Here is a 17,431-nt window from a genome sequence, read left to right as displayed (position 1 = left end):
GGCCGCCTGCGCCGAAGCGGCGCAGGGCGATGTGGTCAGCGCGGTGAACTTCAACGCCCCGGGCCAGGTGGTGATCGCCGGCAGCGCGGCGGCCGTCGAGCGCGCCATCGAGGCGTGCAAGGCGCGTGGCGCCAAGCGTGCCATGGCGCTACCGGTCAGCGTGCCGTCGCACTGTGCGCTGATGAAGCCGGCTGCCGAGCGTTTCGCCGAGTCGGTCGAGGCCATCGCCTGGCAGGCACCGCAGATTCCGCTGGTGCAGAACGTCAGCGCCGCCGTGGTGTCCGACCTGGCCACCCTCAAGGCCGACCTGCTGGCGCAGCTGTACAGCCCGGTGCGCTGGGTCGAGTCGATGGTGCGTCTGTCCGAGCAGGGCGTCACCGACCTGGTCGAGTGCGGTCCCGGCAAGGTGCTGGGCGGCCTCAACAAACGCTGCGTCAAGGGCGTCAACACCCACAACCTGGATACCCCGGATGCCTTTGCCGCCGCCCGCGCGGCTCTGGCCTGAGCAAGGAGAACGAACATGAGTCTGCAAGGTAAGGTCGCGCTGGTCACCGGCGCCAGCCGCGGTATCGGCCAGGCGATTGCCCTGGAGCTGGGCCGTCAGGGCGCCATCGTCATCGGCACCGCCACCAGCGCCTCGGGCGCCGAGCGCATCGCCGAAACCCTCAAGGCCAACGGCGTCGAAGGCGCCGGCCTGGTGCTCGACGTGAGCAACGACGAGTCGGTCGCCAGCACCCTGGAACACATCCAGCAACATCTTGGTCAGCCGTTGATCCTGGTCAACAACGCCGGCATCACCCGTGACAACCTGATGCTGCGGATGAAGGACGACGAGTGGTACGACGTGATCAACACCAACCTCAACAGCCTGTATCGCCTGTCCAAGGCGGTACTGCGCGGGATGACCAAGGCGCGTTTCGGCCGCATCATCAACATTGGCTCCGTCGTCGGCGCCATGGGCAATGCCGGGCAGGTCAACTACGCCGCGGCCAAGGCCGGCCTGGAAGGTTTCAGCCGTGCCCTGGCGCGTGAAGTGGGCTCGCGGGCGATCACTGTCAACTCGGTGGCCCCCGGTTTCATCGACACCGACATGACCCGCGAACTGCCGGAAGCCCAGCGCGACGCGCTGCTGACCCAGATTCCGCTGGGCCGTCTGGGCCAGGCCGAGGAGATCGCCAAGGTGGTGGCCTTCCTCGCCTCCGATGGCGCAGCCTACGTCACTGGGGCTACTATCCCCGTGAACGGCGGAATGTATATGAGCTGAATGTGACGAGCGCCTTCAGAAAACTGTCATAGTGGCTGTCTAAAATCCGTTATAAAGCTGCAACAGGTTTATAGACAGATCGTTGAAGTGTTCCTGGGGGCTCCCCGGCATTCAGCTTGAAATGCTAAAAACCCTTTCTATACACTTGGCCGCTACCAGCTAGCTGCCTGGATTTGTCCAATAGGAGTGAAAACAAGGTATGAGCACCATCGAAGAACGCGTCAAGAAAATCGTTGCCGAGCAACTGGGCGTGAAGGAAGAGGAAGTCACCAACAGCGCTTCCTTCGTCGAAGACCTGGGTGCCGACTCCCTTGACACCGTCGAGCTGGTGATGGCTCTCGAAGAGGAATTCGAGACCGAGATCCCGGACGAGCAAGCTGAGAAGATCACCACCGTTCAGGAAGCCATCGACTACGTGACCGCGCACGCGCAATAAGTCACCGTCGCTTCCCGACACGGAAAAGCCGCACTGCCCTCATCAGGCGTGCGGTTTTTCTTTACGTGCAAGGCGCATTCCGGCGCTATCAGGCAGAACAAGAGGAGATTGCTGTGTCGCGTAGACGCGTCGTGGTTACCGGTATGGGCATGTTGTCGCCGCTGGGTAACGATGTGCCGAGCAGCTGGCAGGGCATTTTGGCCGGGCGCAGTGGCATCGGCCTGATCGAGCACATGGACCTGTCCGCCTACTCCACCCGTTTCGGTGGGTCGGTCAAGGGTTTCAACGTCGAGGAGTACCTCTCCGCCAAGGAGGCGCGCAAGCTCGACCTGTTCATTCAGTACGGCCTCGCCGCCAGCTTCCAGGCGATGCGCGATGCCGGTCTGGAAGTCACCGACGCCAACCGTGAGCGCATCGGCGTGGTCATGGGCTCCGGCATCGGCGGCCTGACCAATATCGAGAACAACTGCAGGTCGCTACACGAGCAGGGGCCGCGGCGCATCTCGCCGTTCTTCGTGCCCGGCTCGATCATCAACATGATTTCCGGCTTCCTGTCGATCCACCTGGGTCTGCAGGGCCCCAACTACGCCATCGCCACGGCATGCACCACCGGCACCCACTGCATCGGCATGGCCGCGCGCAACATCGCCTATGGCGAGGCCGACGTGATGGTCGCCGGCGGCGCCGAGATGGCCGCCTGCGGCCTGGGCATGGGCGGCTTCGGCGCAGCCCGAGCGCTGTCCACCCGCAACGACGAGCCGACCAAGGCCAGCCGGCCATGGGACAAGGGCCGCGACGGTTTCGTGCTGTCCGACGGCGCCGGCGCCCTGGTGCTGGAAGAGCTGGAACACGCCAAGGCGCGTGGCGCCACCATCTACGCCGAGCTGATCGGCTTCGGCATGAGCGGCGACGCCTTCCACATGACCTCGCCGCCCGAGGATGGCGCCGGTGCCGCGCGTTGCATGGCAGCCGCCCTGCGCGATGCGGGCATCAACGCCGACCAGGTGCAGTACATCAACGCGCACGGCACTTCGACTCCGGCCGGCGACATCGCCGAGGCTGCGGCGGTGAAGAGCGTGTTCGGCGAGCACGCCTATAAGCTGTCCGTCAGCTCGACCAAGTCGATGACCGGCCACCTGCTCGGCGCGGCCGGTGCGGTGGAGGCGATCTTCAGCGTGCTGGCGATCCGCGACCAGGTGGCGCCGCCGACCATCAACCTGGACGAGCCGGATGAAGGCTGCGACCTGGATTTCGTCGCGCACCAGGCCAAGGCCATGCCGATCGAGGTGGCGCTGTCCAACTCCTTCGGTTTCGGCGGCACCAACGGTTCGCTGCTGTTCCGTCGGTACCACGGCTGATGCCGAGCTGGGTCAACGGCGCGCCCGGCGAACAGTTGCCGGTGCGCGACCGTGGCCTGGCTTACGGCGATGGTCTGTTCGAGACCATCGCCTTGCGTGGCGGGCGCATCCCGCTGCTGGCGCGGCACCTGGCGCGCCTGGCCGAGGGCTGTCGGCGCCTGGCCATTCCCCTCGACCTCGCGCTGATGGAAAGCGAGCTGCAGGCCTTTGCCGGGCAGCTCGGCGAGGGCGTGGCCAAGCTGATCGTCACCCGCGGCGAGGGTCAGCGTGGCTATGCGCCACCGCAGCCCTGTCAGCCGCTGCGTATCCTGCAGGCGGCGCCGCTGCCGCAGTATCCCGCCGCGCATGCCGAGCAGGGCGTGCGCCTGTTTCCCTGCGTCACCCGTCTGGCCGAGCAGCCGCTGCTGGCCGGGCTCAAGCACCTCAATCGCCTGGAGCAGGTGTTGGCTCGCGCCGAATGGCAGGATGCCGAGCACGCCGAAGGCTTGATGTGCGATGCCAGCGGGCGGGTGATCGAAGGGGTCTACAGCAACCTGTTCCTGGTGCGCGGCGGTGCTCTGCTGACCGCCGAACTGTCGCGCTGCGGCGTCGCCGGGGTGATGCGCGCCGAATTGCTGGAGCAGGCGAGGGCGCTCGGGGTGCCGGTGGAAGTACGCGACATCGGCCATGACGAACTGCTGGCGGCGGACGAAGTCTTTCTCTGCAACAGCCTCTACGGCATCTGGCCGGTACGGGCCCTGCAGGCGCAGCACTGGCCGGTCGGGCCGCTCACCCGTAAACTGCAGACCATCGTCCGCGATTTACTGGATATCTGATTAGTGCTACGCAAGATCTTGGTGCTGCTCGAGTGCGGCGTGCTGCTGGCTGCGCTGCTGGTGGTCGGGGCCGCCTGGCAACAGCAGAAGGCGCTGGAGCAGCCCCTGCAACTGGGCGAGGAAATGCTGCTGGAGGTGCCGTCCGGCGCCACCCCCAGTGGCCTGCTCAATCGTCTGCAAAGCGAGGGCGTGATCGACAACGCCTTCTGGCTGCGCCTGTACTGGCGTTTCAACCTGCGCGCTCCGGCCCTGCACAGCGGCGAATATCGCCTGCTGCCCGGGCAGAGCGCCAAGGACATGCTCGGCCTGTGGCAGCGCGGCGAGGTGATGCAGTACAGCCTGACCCTGGTCGAGGGCTGGAATTTCCGCCAGGTGCGCACCGCCCTGGCGCGCCAGGAGCGTCTCGAGCAACGCCTGGCCGAGCTTAGCGACGCCGAGCTGATGGCGCGCCTGGGGCTGGCCGGGCAGAACCCGGAAGGGCGCTTCTTTCCCGATACCTACCGCTACGTGCGCGGCATGAGCGACGAGGACCTGCTCAAGCAGGCCAATGCCCGCCTCGAGGCGGTGCTGGCCGAGGAGTGGGACAAGCGCGCCGAGGGCCTGCCCTATCGCGAGCCCTACGACGCGCTGATCATGGCCTCGCTGATCGAGAAGGAAACCGGCGTGCCGGAAGAGCGCGGCGAGATCGCCGGCGTCTTCGTCCGCCGCCTGCGTATCGGCATGCGCCTGCAGACCGACCCGACCGTGATCTACGGCATGGGCGAGCGCTACAACGGCCGCATCACCCGTGCCGACCTGCGCACGCCGACGCCCTACAACACCTACACCATCGACGGCATGCCGCCGACGCCGATTGCCATGGTCGGCCGCGAAGCCATCCATGCCGCGCTCAATCCGCTCGATGGCAAGTCGCTGTACTTCGTGGCCAAGGGTGACGGCAGCCACGTGTTCTCCAATACCCTGGCCGAGCACAACCGCGCGGTGCGCGAGTACCAGCTCAAGCGCCGTGCCGACTATCGCTCCAGCCCCGCACCGCGTGCGGCCGACACTCAATAAGGGCAACCCGTGACCGGTCTGTTTATCACCCTGGAAGGCCCGGAAGGCGCCGGCAAGAGCACCAACCGCGATTACCTCGCCGAGTGCTTGCGCGAGCGCGGCGTCGACGTGCTGCTGACCCGCGAGCCGGGCGGCACGCCGCTGGCCGAGCGCATCCGCGAACTGCTGCTGGCACCCAGCGACGAGCCCATGGCCAGCGATACCGAGCTGCTGCTGGTGTTCGCCGCGCGCGCCCAGCACCTGCAGCAGGTCATCCGCCCGGCGCTGGCGCGCGGCGCCGTGGTGCTGTGCGACCGTTTCACCGATGCCACCTACGCCTACCAGGGCGGCGGCCGCGGCTTGTCCGGCGAGCGCATCGCCCTGCTGGAGGATTTCGTCCAGGGCGAGCTGCGCCCCGATCTGACCCTGATCTTCGACCTGCCGGTGGAGGTGGGCCTGGCCCGCGCCGCCGCCCGTGGCCGGCTGGATCGTTTCGAGCAGGAAGGCCGCGGCTTCTTCGAGGCGGTGCGCCAGGCCTATCTGCAGCGCGCGGCGCAGGCCCCACAGCGCTACCGCGTGCTGGATGCCGGACAGACCCTGGCCCAGGTGCAGGCCGATCTCGACGCCCTGCTGCCGAGCCTGCTGGAGATCTGCCGTGGCTGACGCCTATCCCTGGCAGCAAAGCCTCTGGCAGCACCTCGCCGGCCGCAGCCAGCATGCCCACGCCTACCTGCTGCACGGCCCTGCCGGGATCGGCAAGCGCGCCCTGGCCGAACGCCTGATGGCGCGACTGCTGTGCCAGAGCCCGAACGGCCTGGACGCCTGCGGCCAGTGCAAGTCCTGCCACCTGCTGGCGGCCGGCACCCACCCGGACAACTACGTGCTGGAGCCGGAAGAGGCGGACAAGCCGATCAAGGTCGATCAGGTGCGCGAGCTGGTCGACTTCGTGGTGCAGACCGCCCAGCTCGGCGGGCGCAAGGTGGTGCTGCTGGAGCCGGCCGAAGCGATGAACCTCAACGCCGCCAATGCCCTGCTGAAAAGCCTGGAGGAGCCCTCCGGCGCCACCGTGCTGCTGCTGATCAGCCACCAGCCCAGCCGTCTGTTGCCGACCATCAAGAGCCGCTGCGTGCAGCAGGCTTGCCCGCTGCCCAGCGAGGCGCTGAGCCTGGCCTGGCTGGCCCAGGCGCTGCCCGAGTCGAGCGAGGAGGAGCGCGCCGAGCTGCTGACCCTGGCCGCCGGTTCGCCGCTGGCGGCGCTGCGTCTGCAGGGGCAGGGCGTGCGCGAACAGCGCGCGCAGGCGGTGGAAGGGGTGAAGAAGCTGCTCAAGCAGCAGATCGCCCCCAGCCAGCTGGCGGAAAGCTGGAATGCGCTGCCGCTGAACCTGCTGTTCGACTGGTTCTGCGACTGGGCGCAGCTGATGCTGCGCTACCAGCTGACCCGCGACGAGGCCGGCCTGGGCCAGGCCGACATGCGCAAGGTGGTGCAATACCTGGCCGAGAAAACCCCCCAGGCCAAGGTGCTGGCGATCCAGGAGTGGCTGCTGGCGCAGCGGCAGAAGGTGATCGGCAAGGCCAACCTCAACCGTGTCTTGCTTCTCGAAGCCCTACTGGTGCAGTGGGCAAGCTTGCCCGGACCGGGCTAGAATCGGGCATTACGCAATAGACGCCAGGAATACCTGATGAGCTTGCCACCCAATCTGGGCCCCCGTAACGGCATTTTGTCCCTGACCATCAAGGACAAGTCCGTGCTCTACGCGGCCTACATGCCCTTCATCAAGAACGGCGGACTCTTCATCCCCACCAACAAGAGCTACAAGCTCGGCGACGAAGTGTTCATGCTGCTCAACCTGATGGACGAGCCGGAGAAGATCCCGGTGGCCGGCAAGGTGGTGTGGATCACCCCCAAGGGCGCCCAGGGCAACCGCGCCGCCGGCGTCGGCGTGCAGTTCAACGATGGCGACAACACCGCCCGCAACAAGATCGAGACCTACCTGGCCGGCGCGCTGAAGTCCGATCGTCCGACCCATACCATGTAACGGCAGCCGCAGCATGGGCTGAGCGCAGCGCACCTGTCGATGTCTGGATGATGGGTATCGGCGCTACGCTGCTCAACCCATCCCGCGCCCCAAAGCCTCTCCCACGCGCCCAGCCTTCCGCTGCTTTCGATTACAATTCGGGCCTTTCCCTTGCCCGAGTTCCCCGCTGTGCTGATCGATTCCCACTGCCACCTCGACCGTCTCGACCTTACCGCCCACGGCGGTTCGCTGGACGCTGCCCTGGATGCGGCCCGCGCGGCGGGCGTCGGGCATTTCCTGTGCATCGGCGTTAGCGCCGACAACGCCGCCACGGTCAAGGGGCTGGCCGAGCGCTATGCCGATGTCGACTGCTCGGTGGGCGTGCATCCGCTGGATCTGGAGCCGGGCGCCGCGCCGGTACTGGACTGGCTGCTGGCCGAGCTGGCCCATCCCAAGGTGGTGGCCATCGGCGAAACCGGCCTGGACTACCACTACGAACCCGAATCCGCCGCGCTGCAGCAGGCCTCCTTCCGCCTGCACCTGGAGGCGGCGCGCATCACCGGCAAGCCGGTGATAGTGCATACCCGCGAAGCCCGCGCCGACACCCTGGCGCTGCTGCGCGAGGCGGCGCTGCCGCAGGCCGGCGTGCTGCACTGCTTTACCGAAGACTGGGAGATGGCCAAGGCAGCGCTGGATATCGGCTTCTATATCTCGCTGTCCGGCATCGTCACCTTCCGCAATGCCGAGGCGCTGCGCGAGGTGGCGCGCCAGGTGCCGGCCGACCGCCTGCTGGTGGAGACCGACTCGCCCTACCTGGCGCCGGTGCCGTATCGCGGCAAGCCCAACCTGCCGCAATACGTGCGCGAGGTGGCTGAATACCTGGCCGTGCTGCGCGGCGTGAGCTTCGAGGTCCTGGCCGAGCAGACCTCGGCCAACTTCAAGCGCCTGTTCCCGCTGGCCGGCGTGTAACCCGGAGGCAATCCGCGGCTGCAGGATCCCGGGTTGCACCCGGACCAGGCTTGCGCAGAGCCGCCGGGCGGCGTAGCGCGTCAACCGCGCAGGCCGATAACGGCTTCGCGGCTGAAGCCGCTGCCACGCTTATGGATCAGGGTGAATTTTCATCGGCCAAAAAAAACCCGGGTTCTGGGGGATGAATCCGGGTCAAGACCATTAGGAGTAAATCAAGGTACGCGGTCCACGGTACCTTGGCTGGCGGGGCACTTGGGGGGAGATGCCGCGCACCAGTAATCTCCAGTATTGGCCAGGATTGCCGCGCGTCCAGGCGAAATCGTGCGTTTTTTAAACAGATTTGGAATACCGCGGCGGCTGCTGAGTTCTCAGCCTCTTGCCAGCTGGCCTAGCAGCCCCAGGGTTTCCTCGATCACCTGGGCGCTGGTGTAGAAATGCGGCGAAAAGCGCACGCCTGGCCCGCGTTGTGCGCAGATCACCCCGGCGTCGCGCAGGCGCTGGTGCAGTGCCTGGTTGTCGTGTCCGGCCAGGCTGAAGGTGAGGATGCCGGCGCGCCGCTCGACATCGGCCTGGCTGTGCAGCGTCGCGCCGGGCAGGGCCTGGATGCCGTCGAGCAGCCATTGCACGCGTTCGGCGAGCAGTGCGCCGACCCGCTGCATGCCGACCTCTTCCAGCAGCGACAGGCTGGCCTCCAGGGCGAAGGCGCCGAGCATGTTCGGGCTGCCGCACTCGAAGCGCCGCGCGCTGCGCGCCGGCTGCCAGTCCTGGCGGTTGTAGTCGCCGGCGTGTTCCAGCATGTGCCAGCCGTATTCGTGCAGCTTGAGTTGATCGCGCAGCTCGCTGCGGCAATAGAACAGCCCCAGGCCCTCCGGCCCCAGCAGCCACTTGTGGCCGTCGGCCATGGCGAAGTCGCAGGCGCAGGCCTGCACGTCGAAGGGCAGGGCGCCGAGCTGCTGGATGGCGTCCACGCAAAACAGCACGCCGCGCGCGCGGCAGCCCTGGCCGAGGCGCGGCAGGTCCAGGCGCAGGCCGCTGGCATACTGCACCGCGCTGATCGACAGCAGTCGGGTTCGCGGCCCGATGGCCTGGAGCAGGGCGGCCTCGGCATCGACGCCGCGCAGGCTGACCTCGATCACCTCCACCCCCAGCGGCGCCAGGGCCAGCCAGACCACGCGGTTGGAGGGGAATTCCTCGTCGCTGATGATCACCTGGTCGCCCGGGCGCCAGTCGAGGCCGAAGGCGACGAAGGACAGGGCCTCGGAGGTGTTCTTGACCAGTGCGATATCGCCGGTGCTCGGTGCATTCAGCAGGCGCACCAATCGTTCGCGTAGGCTACGCTCCAGTTTCAGCCAGTCCGGATAATCACGCGCGCCGCTGCTCACGTTCGCTTCGGCGAAGCGCCGAACCGCGTCGGCACTGCGTTTCGGCCAGGGCGCCACCGCCGCGTGGTTCAGATAACGCAGTCCACTTTCTTGGGGAAACTCATCGTGAAACACGTACATGGTCGGATGATCCGTGCAATTTGGCCACATTTAGGCATAATACGCGGCTTCGATTTTTGACCCCACAGTCCCTTTATGCAGAAAGAACCCCGTAAGGTCCGCGAATTCCGTCGCCGCGAGCAGGAGATTCTCGACACAGCGCTGAAACTCTTCCTCGAACAGGGCGAAGACAGCGTCACCGTCGAGATGATCGCCGATGCGGTCGGTATCGGCAAAGGCACCATTTACAAGCACTTCAAGTCCAAGGCGGAGATCTATCTGCGCCTGATGCTCGACTACGAGCGCGATCTCAACGCCCTGCTGCATTCGGCCGACGTGGATCGCGACAAGGAAGCGCTGTCGCGTGCCTACTTCGAGTTCCGCATGCGCGACCCGCAGCGCTATCGCCTGTTCGACCGCCTGGAAGAGAAGGTGGTCAAGGGCAACCAGGTGCCGGAGATGGTCGAGCAGCTGCACAAGATCCGCGCCTCCAACTTCGAACGCCTGACCCAGCTGATCAAGGGCCGCATCGCCGAAGGCAAGCTGGAAGACGTGCCGCCTTACTTCCACTACTGCGCCGCCTGGGCGCTGGTGCACGGCGCCGTGGCGCTGTACCACTCGCCGTTCTGGAGCAACGTGCTGGAGGATCAGGAAGGCTTCTTCCAGTTCCTCATGGATATCGGCGTGCGCATGGGCAACAAGCGCAAGCGCGACTAACCCTTCCCCGCCGCGACCCCGGTCGCGGCCGATGCCCGGGGCGACCACTGTCCATAGTGAACGCGACTCGGCTCATTCAGCCGCTGGATGAACCATGTGCCGCGGCCGGTTACGGCGATATACTCCGGTTCATCCCCCCTCGGAGTCCGCCATGATCGTTGACCGTCAGGGCAGGCGCTTTCGCAACCTGCGCATCAGCTTGACCGCCGCCTGCAACTACGCCTGCACCTACTGCGTGCCGGACGGCAAGCGCCTGGTGGCGGCGCAGGACGAACTCTCCGCCGACGCCATGGCCCGCGGCGTCGCCTACCTGATCGAAGCCGCCGGCATCGAACGCCTGCGCATCACTGGCGGCGAGCCGCTGGTCAGCCCGCGCCTGGAACCCTTCCTGCGCCAGGTCAGCCAGCTCGGCCTCGACGACATCAGCCTGACCAGCAACGGCCAGCTGCTCGAACGCAAGCTGCCGCTGCTGCTGGAATGCGGCATTCGCCGCCTGAACATTTCCCTGGATACCCTCGACGCCGAGGCCTTCGCCCGCATCGCCCGTGGCGGCGACCTGGCCACCGTGCTGGCCGGCCTGGAGGCGGCGCGCGCCGCCGGGATGAAGATTAAGCTCAACATGGTGCCGCTGCGCGGGCAGAACCTCGACCAGGTGCTGCCGCTGCTGGATTACTGCCTGGAGCGCGGCTTCGAGCTGCGTTTCATCGAGCTGATGCGCATGGGCCACCTGGCCCGCGACCCCAATGCCTTCAACCAGCAGTTCGTCGGCCTGCCCGAGTTGCTGGAGCTGATCGGCAGCCGTCACGATTACGTCCAGGCCGACGCCCCGGTCGATGCCACCGCGCTGCGCTACGCCATCCCCGGTGCCGGCCATTTTGGCGTGATCGCCAACGAGAGCGTGCCGTTCTGCCGCACCTGCTCGCGCCTGCGCCTGTCGTCGACCGGCTGGCTGCACGGCTGCCTGTCGTCGAGCAACCGCCACTACGTCGGCGACCTGCTGGACAAGCCGCGCCACCAGGCCCTGCCGGCGCTGCAGCGGCTGCTGGTCAAGGCCCTCGGCGACAAGCAGGAGTTGGCCTTCTCCGGCGGCGTGACGGTGATGAAGATCATCGGCGGCTGACCCTCGCGGCTTGGCAGGCCGGCCTGGGCGGCGCTGCGCTTTGCCCGGGTCTGGCATCGCTGGTGGGCTGAAGCCCACCCTACCAGTAGGGCCCGCATTTCAATTGAGCATTCGACTGACACCCGTCGCATTGTAGGGTGGGCCGGGCGGCGATCCGCTTCAGCCCACCTTGACCAGGGCGCCGCAGGGGCGCTTCCTCAGCGTGTCGACCTTCTGCCTCCGATTCAGGAGGGGGAGTGGCTCGGCAGTCACGACTGCACTGGTTACACTGGCGCAGCCTCAGCCAACCAAGCACGGTCACCTATGTCCGCCAGTTTCCCCATCGCCTATATCGAGCCGGTGTTCCGCCCGCCCAGCGAGGCCCACTCGCTGATTCTGCCGGTGACCAACGGTTGCTCCTGGAACCAGTGCAGCTTCTGCGAGATGTACACGGCGCCGCAGAAGAAATTCCGTGCCCGCGACGAGGCCGAGGTGCTCGAGGAGATTCGCCGCGCCGGCGCGCAGCTGATCGTCAACCGGGTGTTCCTCGCCGACGGCGATGCCCTGGTGCTGCCGACGCGGCGCCTGCTCAATATTCTCGAAGCGATCCGCAGCCATATGCCCGAAGTGCGCCGGGTATCCAGCTACTGCCTGCCGCGCAACCTGCGCAAGAAGTCGGTGGCCGAGCTCAAGGAGCTGGCCGACGCCGGGCTGAAGATGGCCTACCTCGGTTGCGAGTCCGGCGACGACGAAGTGCTGGCGCGGGTCAACAAGGGCGAGACCTTTGATTCCAGCCTCAGCGCCCTGGACAAGCTTGGCCAGGCCGGCATCACCCGTTCGGTGATGATCTTGAACGGCCTCGGCGGCCAGACCCTCAGCGCCCAGCACGCGGACAACTCGGCGCGGCTGATGAATGCCGCGCAGCCGGAATACCTCTCCACCCTGGTGGTCAGCTTCCCCCTGGGCGAGGCGCGGTTTCGTGAGCAGTTCACCGATTACCAGCCGCTGACCCAGCTGCAGCTGTTCGGCGAAGTCGAGCGCCTGCTGCAGGGCCTGGAGCTGCAGCAGACGGTATTTCGCAGCGCCCACGCCTCCAACTACCTGGTGCTCAAGGGCAATCTCGGCCGCGACAAGGCGCGCCTGCTGGCGCAGGTGCGCGAGGCCATCGAGCGGCCGCAGCAGGCCGGCCTGCGTCAGGAGTGGCAGCGCGGGCTGTAGGGGGGTAGCGGCGCCAACCTCCGAACCCTCGGACACTCCCAGAGTGGCGCGCCGCGTAACCCACCAGGCGGTCTCTCCGCGTTGCGCCAATGGTGGGTTACGTGCGGGGTCATTAGGGTTTCGACATGCGCCTAACCCAGCCTACAGGGGATCGCGGCACATGGATAAGGCTGTGATCAACCGGCAATGCGACGTTGTCGCGATGCTGGGGGCAGCCCTTGGTGGCGAGCCTGGCGCAGAATCTGCATCCCTGCCTTATCCGCCGGTTTTCCGTCGCCGGCACGAGGAGGATCGATTGATGCGTAACCTGCTTCTACTGGTGGCGCTGCTGGGCCTGGCCGGCTGCATGAAGGTCAGCGACCTGGCCAGCGGCGCCGGCTATCACCTGCGCGACGCCGGTTTTCTCGACCACGGCCGCACCGAGCGCATGGCCTCGCGGCGCCTGCAGCAGGATTCCTTCATCTATATCGCCCAGGGCCATTTCGTGCCGCCGGGCCACGGTTACCCGCGGCCCAACGTAGTGGCCGAGGAGGCCTTCAACGGCTTCGTCGAATACTTCCCGCTGGTCCGCCGCGCGCGCGAGCCGCGCGGGCTGGAGGAGGCCATGGCCGAGGCGCGTGCCGCGGGCGCCCACTACCTGCTGTACAGCCGCTTCGCCTACAGCGACGACCGCATCGGCACCGTCGAGGAGTGGGAGGATCAGGAAGCGCTGGACCGTCTCGGCACCGACCGCGCGACCATCCAGCTGATGCTGATCGAAACCAACACCCGCTACCTGGTGGACACCGCACGCATCCGCAGCCGCGGTGGCTTTCTGACCTTCTACGACGCCCAGCCGCAGGACCTGATCGGCCCGCCGCTGCACGACTACGCGCGCAGCCTGCTCGGCATGGCGCGCTGACAGAGCGTCGCTGGCGCTCTGTGGGAGGGGCTTTAGCCGCGACGGGTATCCGCCGCTTGTTGTCGCGGCTAAAGCCCCTCCCACGGTGTATCCTCTTCGGTTCGCAGCAATGTGGACGAGCAAAACCATGAGCGATCCAGGCAAGGCCGGCGACCTGCTGGCGCAGATTCCCAAGGGCGAGGGCAAGGGCCTGCCACCGGTGCACCTGTGGAACCCCGACTTCTGCGGCGATATCGACATGCGCATCGCCCGCGACGGCACCTGGTATTACCTGGGCACGCCGATCGGCCGCAAACCCATGGTGCGGCTGTTCTCCACCATCATCCGCCGCGACGGCGACGACTACTTCCTGATCACCCCGGTGGAGAAGGTCGGCATTCGCGTCGACGACGCTCCCTTCGTCGCCGTGACCCTGCAGGTCATCGGTGAGGGCGAGACCCAGCTGCTGCGCTTCACCACCAACGTCGAGGACGAGGTAACGGCCGGCGCCGAACACCCGATCCGCGTCGAGATCGACCCGGCAACGCTCGAGCCTGCGCCCTACCTGCTGGTGCGGCGCAACCTCGAGGCGCTGATCCATCGCAACGTGTTCTACCAACTGGTGGAGCTGGCGGTGGAGCGCGAGATCGACGGCCAGCCCTGGCTCGGCGTGTGGAGCGGCGGGCAGTTCTATCCCATCGGGCCGCAGCCGGCCTGAGCACCTCGAGGGATCACCATGGACGAAGCCCTGCTGGAAACCGCACGCCTGCTGCTGCGCCCGCTGCGTGGCGAGGATGCCGCGCAGGTGGCGCGTCTGGCCGGTGATTTTCGCATCGCCGACGTGACCCGCAGCATTCCCCATCCCTATCCGCCGGAGCTGGCGCAGCGCTGGATCGCGCAGTGCGCGCAGGACTGGGCCGCCGGTCGCGTGGCCTGTTTCGCCATGGTCGAGCGTGCCAGCGGCGAGCTGATCGGCAGCATCGCCCTCAAGGACATCGCCCGCGGCGAGGCCGAGGTCGGCTACTGGGTCGGCGTGCCCTACTGGAGCCGCGGCTACGCCAGCGAGGCCTGCCAGGCCCTGGTCGAATTCGCCTTCGCCCGCCTGCACCTGCGCCGCTTGCACGCCAGCCACCTTGCGCGCAACCCGCAGTCCGGGCGGGTGCTGTTCAAGGCCGGCTTCCGCCACCTGGGGCTCGGCCACAGCCAGTGCGGCTGCCAGGGCGCGCTGGAGCCGGTGGAGCTGTACGAGCGAGTCGGCGACGCGTGATTCGCGCGCTGTTTATCTGCAGCCGCAACCGCCTGCGCAGCCCGACCGCCGAACAGCTGTTCGGCGCCTGGCCCGGCGTGCAAACCGACTCCGCCGGGCTGGCGGCGGATGCCGAGGTACGCCTGTCGGCCGAGCAGCTCGACTGGGCGACGCTGATCTTCGTGATGGAAAAGGCCCAGCGCAGCAAGCTGCAGCGCCAGTACCGACGCGCCCTGGCCGGCAAGCGGGTGATCTGCCTGGACATTGCCGACGACTACGCCTTTATGCAGGCGGAGCTGCAGGCCTTGTTGCACAGTCGGGTTGGACGCTACCTGCGCTGAGAACAGACGGGCGATGCCCAGTGTCAACGGCGCGGCGAATCCTTTAGGCTCAGCGGACCCTTGCCGGTGGCCTCATATGGCCATCAGGATTAGACGGCGATCTGGATATGGCCTATCAATAGCAGGCGGCGTCCACAGTTCTAGCGAAGCAGAGCCCCTATGCAGTCCCTGTATTCGAACGATGCGCCGGCGAGCGCCAATGACGAGCGATTCGATGGCCTGCTGCGCCTGGCCAGGCGGCATTTCGACGTCATGGCCGCGCTGCTGCTGACCGGTGGCGAAGGGCGACGGCAGGTGCGTGCCTGCGCCGGCCTCAGCGCCGTTCAGCTCGCCCGGGTCGGTCCGCTGGGTAACTGGGCGTGTGCCGACGGGTTGTACCTGGTGGCCGACGCGCAGCGCGACGCCAGCCTGCGCGATCACGACCTGGTGGTGGCCGCTCCCCATCTGCGCTTCCTCGCCGCCTGTCCGATGCGGGCGCCGGGCGGCGACGTGCTCGGCATGCTCTACCTGTTCGACGACCGTCCCCGCGAGCTGGACGCCGCGCAGCAGCAGGCGCTGCTCGAGTTCGCCGGTCTGGCGCTGGAGCTGCTCGGGCGCGACGAGGCGGACGCCTGGCAGCGCCAGGAGATCGCTGCCCTGCGCGACAGCGAGCGGCGCATGGCCCTGGCCATCGCCGGCAGCGGCACCGGCATCTGGGATCGCAACGTCGCCACCGGCGAAATCCACTATTCCAGCGGCTGGAAGGCGCTGCTCGGCTACGCCGACCATGAAGTCGGCAATCGCATCGAGGAGAGCTACACGCGGGTGCACCCGGCGGACCTGGACTACGTCAAGGCGACCATTGCCGCGCACCTGGAGCAGCGCACCGCCGCCTACGAGGTGGAGCACCGCCTGCGCTGCCGCGATGGCCGCTACAAGTGGGTGTGCAGCCGCGGCAAGGTGGTCGAACGCGATGGTGCCGGCAAGCCGCTACGGATGATCGGCACCACCACCGACATCACCGCCATGCGCACGCTGGCCGAGCGGCTGCAGCAGAGCGCCGCGCTGATGACCGACCTGACCAACGAGATTCCCGGCATGGTCTTCCAGTACCGGCGCCAGCCGGACGGCGCGTCGGCCTTTTCCTACGTCAGCGCCGGCGCCGAGGTCATCTGCGGGCTCAGCGCGGAGCAGCTGCTGCGCGACGCGCAGGCGTTGCCGGCGCTGCTGCATCCGGACGATCGGGCGGCCTACCTGGCATCCTTCGAGGCCTCCGCCAGGCAGCTGACGCCCTGGCGCCTGGAATTTCGCCTGCAGCTGCCGGGGCAGGCGCTCGCCTGGCGTCAGGGCGAGGCCTGCCCGCGCCGCCTGGAGGACGGCAGCGTGCTGTGGCACGGCTTCATCACCGACGTCACCGAACGCAAGCAGATCGAGGCCGAGCTGCAAGCCTTCGCCACCACGGACTTCCTGACCCAGCTGGCCAACCGCCGGCACTTCATGCAGCTGCTCGACGCCGAGCTGGCCCGGCTGCAGCGCAGCCCGGGGCAGTGCGCGACCATCCTGATGTTCGACCTGGATCACTTCAAGGCCATCAACGACCGCTGGGGCCATAGCGTCGGCGACCAGGCCCTGCGGCATTTCGCGGCCATCCTCTGCGCCCAGCTGCGCAAGACCGATGCCGCCGGGCGCATGGGCGGCGAAGAGTTCGCCGCGGTGCTCAGCGACGCCGATCTGCACCAGGCCAGGCACTTCGCCCAGCGCATCCAGGGTGAGCTGGCCAAGACCCCGATCCTGCATGGCGGAGAGCAGATCTTCCTCGCCGTCAGCGTCGGCATCTCAGCGCTGCGCGCCGCCGATGCCAGCGCCGAGGCCGCCCTGTCGCGCAGTGATATCGCCCTGTACTGCGCCAAGCGCGGCGGACGCAACCGCATCGAGTGCCACTGAGCCGCGGCGCGCTGCGGCTTAGGCCACCGGGATCGCCGGATCGGCGGCGGCCAGGGCGAGGGCGCGGTCGGCCGCGGGCGGGTAGATCCACTGGCTGTTGATCTGCTGCTTGAGCGCCTTGGCCTCGCTGCCCACCAGCTTCACCTGACGCTCCCAGCCTTCGCTGAACACCGCGCCCCAGGCGCCGAGGTCGAGGCAGGTGACGTACTTGGGCTGGCTGTAGCGCGTCGGGGCCACGCCGATCAGCTCGGCGACCGCGTTGTTGCCGGCGTGGCGGCCCAGGGCGATGGCGTGCTGGCAGGACATCACCGTGAAGTTGCCGAGCTCGTCGGTGGCCGCCCGCGCGGTATCGCCGGCGGCGAAGATCGCCGCCTGGCCCTCGACCTTGAGCCAGGCATCCACCTGCAGCCGGCCCTGGGCGTCGCGCGGCGCGGGAATCTGCGCGGTCAGCTCGCTGGCGCGAAAGCCCACGGTCCAGATCACCGTATTCGCTGCGATGCGCTGGCCGTCCTCCAGGCTCACGCCATCGGCATCGACCGAGGCCACCGAGCGGCCCAGGCACCACTCGATGCCCAGCTCGCGCGACGCCGCCTCGATCGCCGGACGAATGCCGTCGCCCAGCGCCGCGCCGATCC

The 17,431-nt window shown here is 67.5% G+C and carries 20 protein-coding genes; 18 read left to right on the top strand and 2 right to left on the bottom strand.

Annotation, left to right across the window (positions count from 1 at the left end):
- The 10 genes from N878_RS20670 to N878_RS20625 form a co-directional block, all read left to right on the top strand.
- A partial coding sequence (locus tag N878_RS20670; protein ID WP_021445438.1) for an ACP S-malonyltransferase occupies positions 1–505 on the top strand: 505 nt, incomplete at its 5' end.
- A 15-nt stretch (positions 506–520) separates the two neighbouring features.
- The gene (fabG, locus tag N878_RS20665; protein WP_021445437.1) at positions 521–1,264 is read left to right on the top strand and encodes a 3-oxoacyl-ACP reductase FabG; all 744 of its coding nucleotides are present in this window, start codon (positions 521–523) and stop codon (positions 1,262–1,264) included.
- A gap of 199 nt (positions 1,265–1,463) precedes the next feature.
- Positions 1,464–1,700, top strand: coding sequence for an acyl carrier protein (gene acpP, locus N878_RS20660; protein WP_003245177.1), 237 nt, complete (start codon positions 1,464–1,466; stop codon positions 1,698–1,700).
- A gap of 113 nt (positions 1,701–1,813) precedes the next feature.
- On the top strand, positions 1,814–3,058 hold the full coding sequence (gene fabF, locus N878_RS20655) for a beta-ketoacyl-ACP synthase II (protein ID WP_031303625.1): 1,245 nt from the start codon (positions 1,814–1,816) through the stop codon (positions 3,056–3,058).
- Positions 3,058–3,873 carry an aminodeoxychorismate lyase gene (gene pabC, locus N878_RS20650; RefSeq protein WP_021445435.1) on the top strand — a complete coding sequence of 272 codons (816 nt, stop codon included), beginning with the start codon at positions 3,058–3,060 and terminating at the stop codon, positions 3,871–3,873. Before fabF ends, pabC begins: the two co-directional genes overlap by 1 nt.
- A gap of 3 nt (positions 3,874–3,876) precedes the next feature.
- On the top strand, positions 3,877–4,929 hold the full coding sequence (gene mltG, locus N878_RS20645) for an endolytic transglycosylase MltG (RefSeq protein WP_021445434.1): 1,053 nt from the start codon (positions 3,877–3,879) through the stop codon (positions 4,927–4,929).
- Between the two features lie 9 nt (positions 4,930–4,938).
- Positions 4,939–5,571 carry a dTMP kinase gene (tmk, locus tag N878_RS20640; protein WP_021445433.1) on the top strand — a complete coding sequence of 211 codons (633 nt, stop codon included), beginning with the start codon at positions 4,939–4,941 and terminating at the stop codon, positions 5,569–5,571.
- Positions 5,564–6,550 (top strand): DNA polymerase III subunit delta', encoded by a 987-nt coding sequence (locus tag N878_RS20635; RefSeq protein WP_021445432.1) that lies wholly within the window; start codon positions 5,564–5,566, stop codon positions 6,548–6,550. Before tmk ends, N878_RS20635 begins: the two co-directional genes overlap by 8 nt.
- Before the next feature lie 36 nt (positions 6,551–6,586).
- Positions 6,587–6,943, top strand: a complete 357-nt coding sequence (locus N878_RS20630) for a PilZ domain-containing protein (protein WP_003245164.1) — start codon at positions 6,587–6,589, stop codon at positions 6,941–6,943.
- A gap of 168 nt (positions 6,944–7,111) precedes the next feature.
- Entirely contained in the window at positions 7,112–7,891 is a 780-nt protein-coding gene (locus N878_RS20625) for a TatD family hydrolase (protein ID WP_021445431.1), read from the top strand.
- Positions 7,892–8,259: 368 nt separating this feature from the next.
- Here N878_RS20625 and N878_RS20620 read toward each other — a convergent pair whose 3' ends face one another.
- Entirely contained in the window at positions 8,260–9,393 is a 1,134-nt protein-coding gene (locus N878_RS20620) for an aminotransferase class V-fold PLP-dependent enzyme (protein WP_021445430.1), read from the bottom strand.
- Positions 9,394–9,468: 75 nt separating this feature from the next.
- On the opposite strand from N878_RS20620, the gene N878_RS20615 reads away from it, so the two are divergent.
- The 8 genes from N878_RS20615 (at position 9,469) to N878_RS20580 (ending at position 16,796) form a co-directional block, all read left to right on the top strand.
- Positions 9,469–10,089: a TetR/AcrR family transcriptional regulator gene (locus N878_RS20615; RefSeq protein WP_021445429.1), complete on the top strand. Its 621-nt coding sequence runs from the start codon at positions 9,469–9,471 to the stop codon at positions 10,087–10,089.
- A gap of 151 nt (positions 10,090–10,240) precedes the next feature.
- A complete protein-coding gene (locus tag N878_RS20610) occupies positions 10,241–11,209 on the top strand; it encodes a GTP 3',8-cyclase MoaA (protein WP_021445428.1) in 969 nt (322 codons plus the stop codon).
- A gap of 303 nt (positions 11,210–11,512) precedes the next feature.
- On the top strand, positions 11,513–12,406 hold the full coding sequence (locus tag N878_RS20605) for a radical SAM protein (RefSeq protein ID WP_021445427.1): 894 nt from the start codon (positions 11,513–11,515) through the stop codon (positions 12,404–12,406).
- A 298-nt stretch (positions 12,407–12,704) separates the two neighbouring features.
- A complete protein-coding gene (locus N878_RS20600; protein WP_021445426.1) occupies positions 12,705–13,307 on the top strand; it encodes a DUF4823 domain-containing protein in 603 nt (200 codons plus the stop codon).
- 127 nt (positions 13,308–13,434) lie between these two features.
- A complete protein-coding gene (locus tag N878_RS20595) occupies positions 13,435–14,004 on the top strand; it encodes a DUF1285 domain-containing protein (protein ID WP_021445425.1) in 570 nt (189 codons plus the stop codon).
- A gap of 18 nt (positions 14,005–14,022) precedes the next feature.
- Complete coding sequence (locus N878_RS20590) at positions 14,023–14,553, top strand: GNAT family N-acetyltransferase (protein ID WP_021445424.1); 531 nt, start codon at positions 14,023–14,025, stop codon at positions 14,551–14,553.
- Positions 14,550–14,873, top strand: coding sequence for a low molecular weight protein tyrosine phosphatase family protein (locus N878_RS20585; protein WP_021445423.1), 324 nt, complete (start codon positions 14,550–14,552; stop codon positions 14,871–14,873). Before N878_RS20590 ends, N878_RS20585 begins: the two co-directional genes overlap by 4 nt.
- A 159-nt stretch (positions 14,874–15,032) precedes the next feature.
- Positions 15,033–16,796 carry a diguanylate cyclase gene (locus N878_RS20580; protein WP_021445422.1) on the top strand — a complete coding sequence of 588 codons (1,764 nt, stop codon included), beginning with the start codon at positions 15,033–15,035 and terminating at the stop codon, positions 16,794–16,796.
- Between the two features lie 18 nt (positions 16,797–16,814).
- Here the strand turns inward: N878_RS20580 and N878_RS20575 are convergent.
- Positions 16,815–17,431: FAD-dependent oxidoreductase (locus N878_RS20575; protein ID WP_021445421.1), on the bottom strand; the 617-nt coding region annotated here is incomplete at its 5' end.

Origin of the sequence: Pseudomonas sp. EGD-AK9 (assembly GCF_000465935.2) — a bacterium.
Taxonomy (GTDB): domain Bacteria; phylum Pseudomonadota; class Gammaproteobacteria; order Pseudomonadales; family Pseudomonadaceae; genus Aquipseudomonas.
This window is presented reverse-complemented; position numbering and strand designations above follow the sequence as displayed.

Coding starts and splice junctions, on each gene's coding strand:
- N878_RS20595 (WP_021445425.1), top strand. CDS start 13,435: ATGAGCGATCCAGGCAAGGCCGGCGACCTGCTGGCGCAGATTCCCAAG.
- N878_RS20615 (WP_021445429.1), top strand. CDS start 9,469: ATGCAGAAAGAACCCCGTAAGGTCCGCGAATTCCGTCGCCGCGAGCAG.
- acpP (WP_003245177.1), top strand. CDS start 1,464: ATGAGCACCATCGAAGAACGCGTCAAGAAAATCGTTGCCGAGCAACTG.
- N878_RS20590 (WP_021445424.1), top strand. CDS start 14,023: ATGGACGAAGCCCTGCTGGAAACCGCACGCCTGCTGCTGCGCCCGCTG.
- N878_RS20610 (WP_021445428.1), top strand. CDS start 10,241: ATGATCGTTGACCGTCAGGGCAGGCGCTTTCGCAACCTGCGCATCAGC.
- N878_RS20600 (WP_021445426.1), top strand. CDS start 12,705: ATGCGTAACCTGCTTCTACTGGTGGCGCTGCTGGGCCTGGCCGGCTGC.
- N878_RS20580 (WP_021445422.1), top strand. CDS start 15,033: ATGCAGTCCCTGTATTCGAACGATGCGCCGGCGAGCGCCAATGACGAG.
- N878_RS20620 (WP_021445430.1), bottom strand. CDS start 9,393: ATGTACGTGTTTCACGATGAGTTTCCCCAAGAAAGTGGACTGCGTTAT.
- fabG (WP_021445437.1), top strand. CDS start 521: ATGAGTCTGCAAGGTAAGGTCGCGCTGGTCACCGGCGCCAGCCGCGGT.
- pabC (WP_021445435.1), top strand. CDS start 3,058: ATGCCGAGCTGGGTCAACGGCGCGCCCGGCGAACAGTTGCCGGTGCGC.
- N878_RS20605 (WP_021445427.1), top strand. CDS start 11,513: ATGTCCGCCAGTTTCCCCATCGCCTATATCGAGCCGGTGTTCCGCCCG.
- N878_RS20630 (WP_003245164.1), top strand. CDS start 6,587: ATGAGCTTGCCACCCAATCTGGGCCCCCGTAACGGCATTTTGTCCCTG.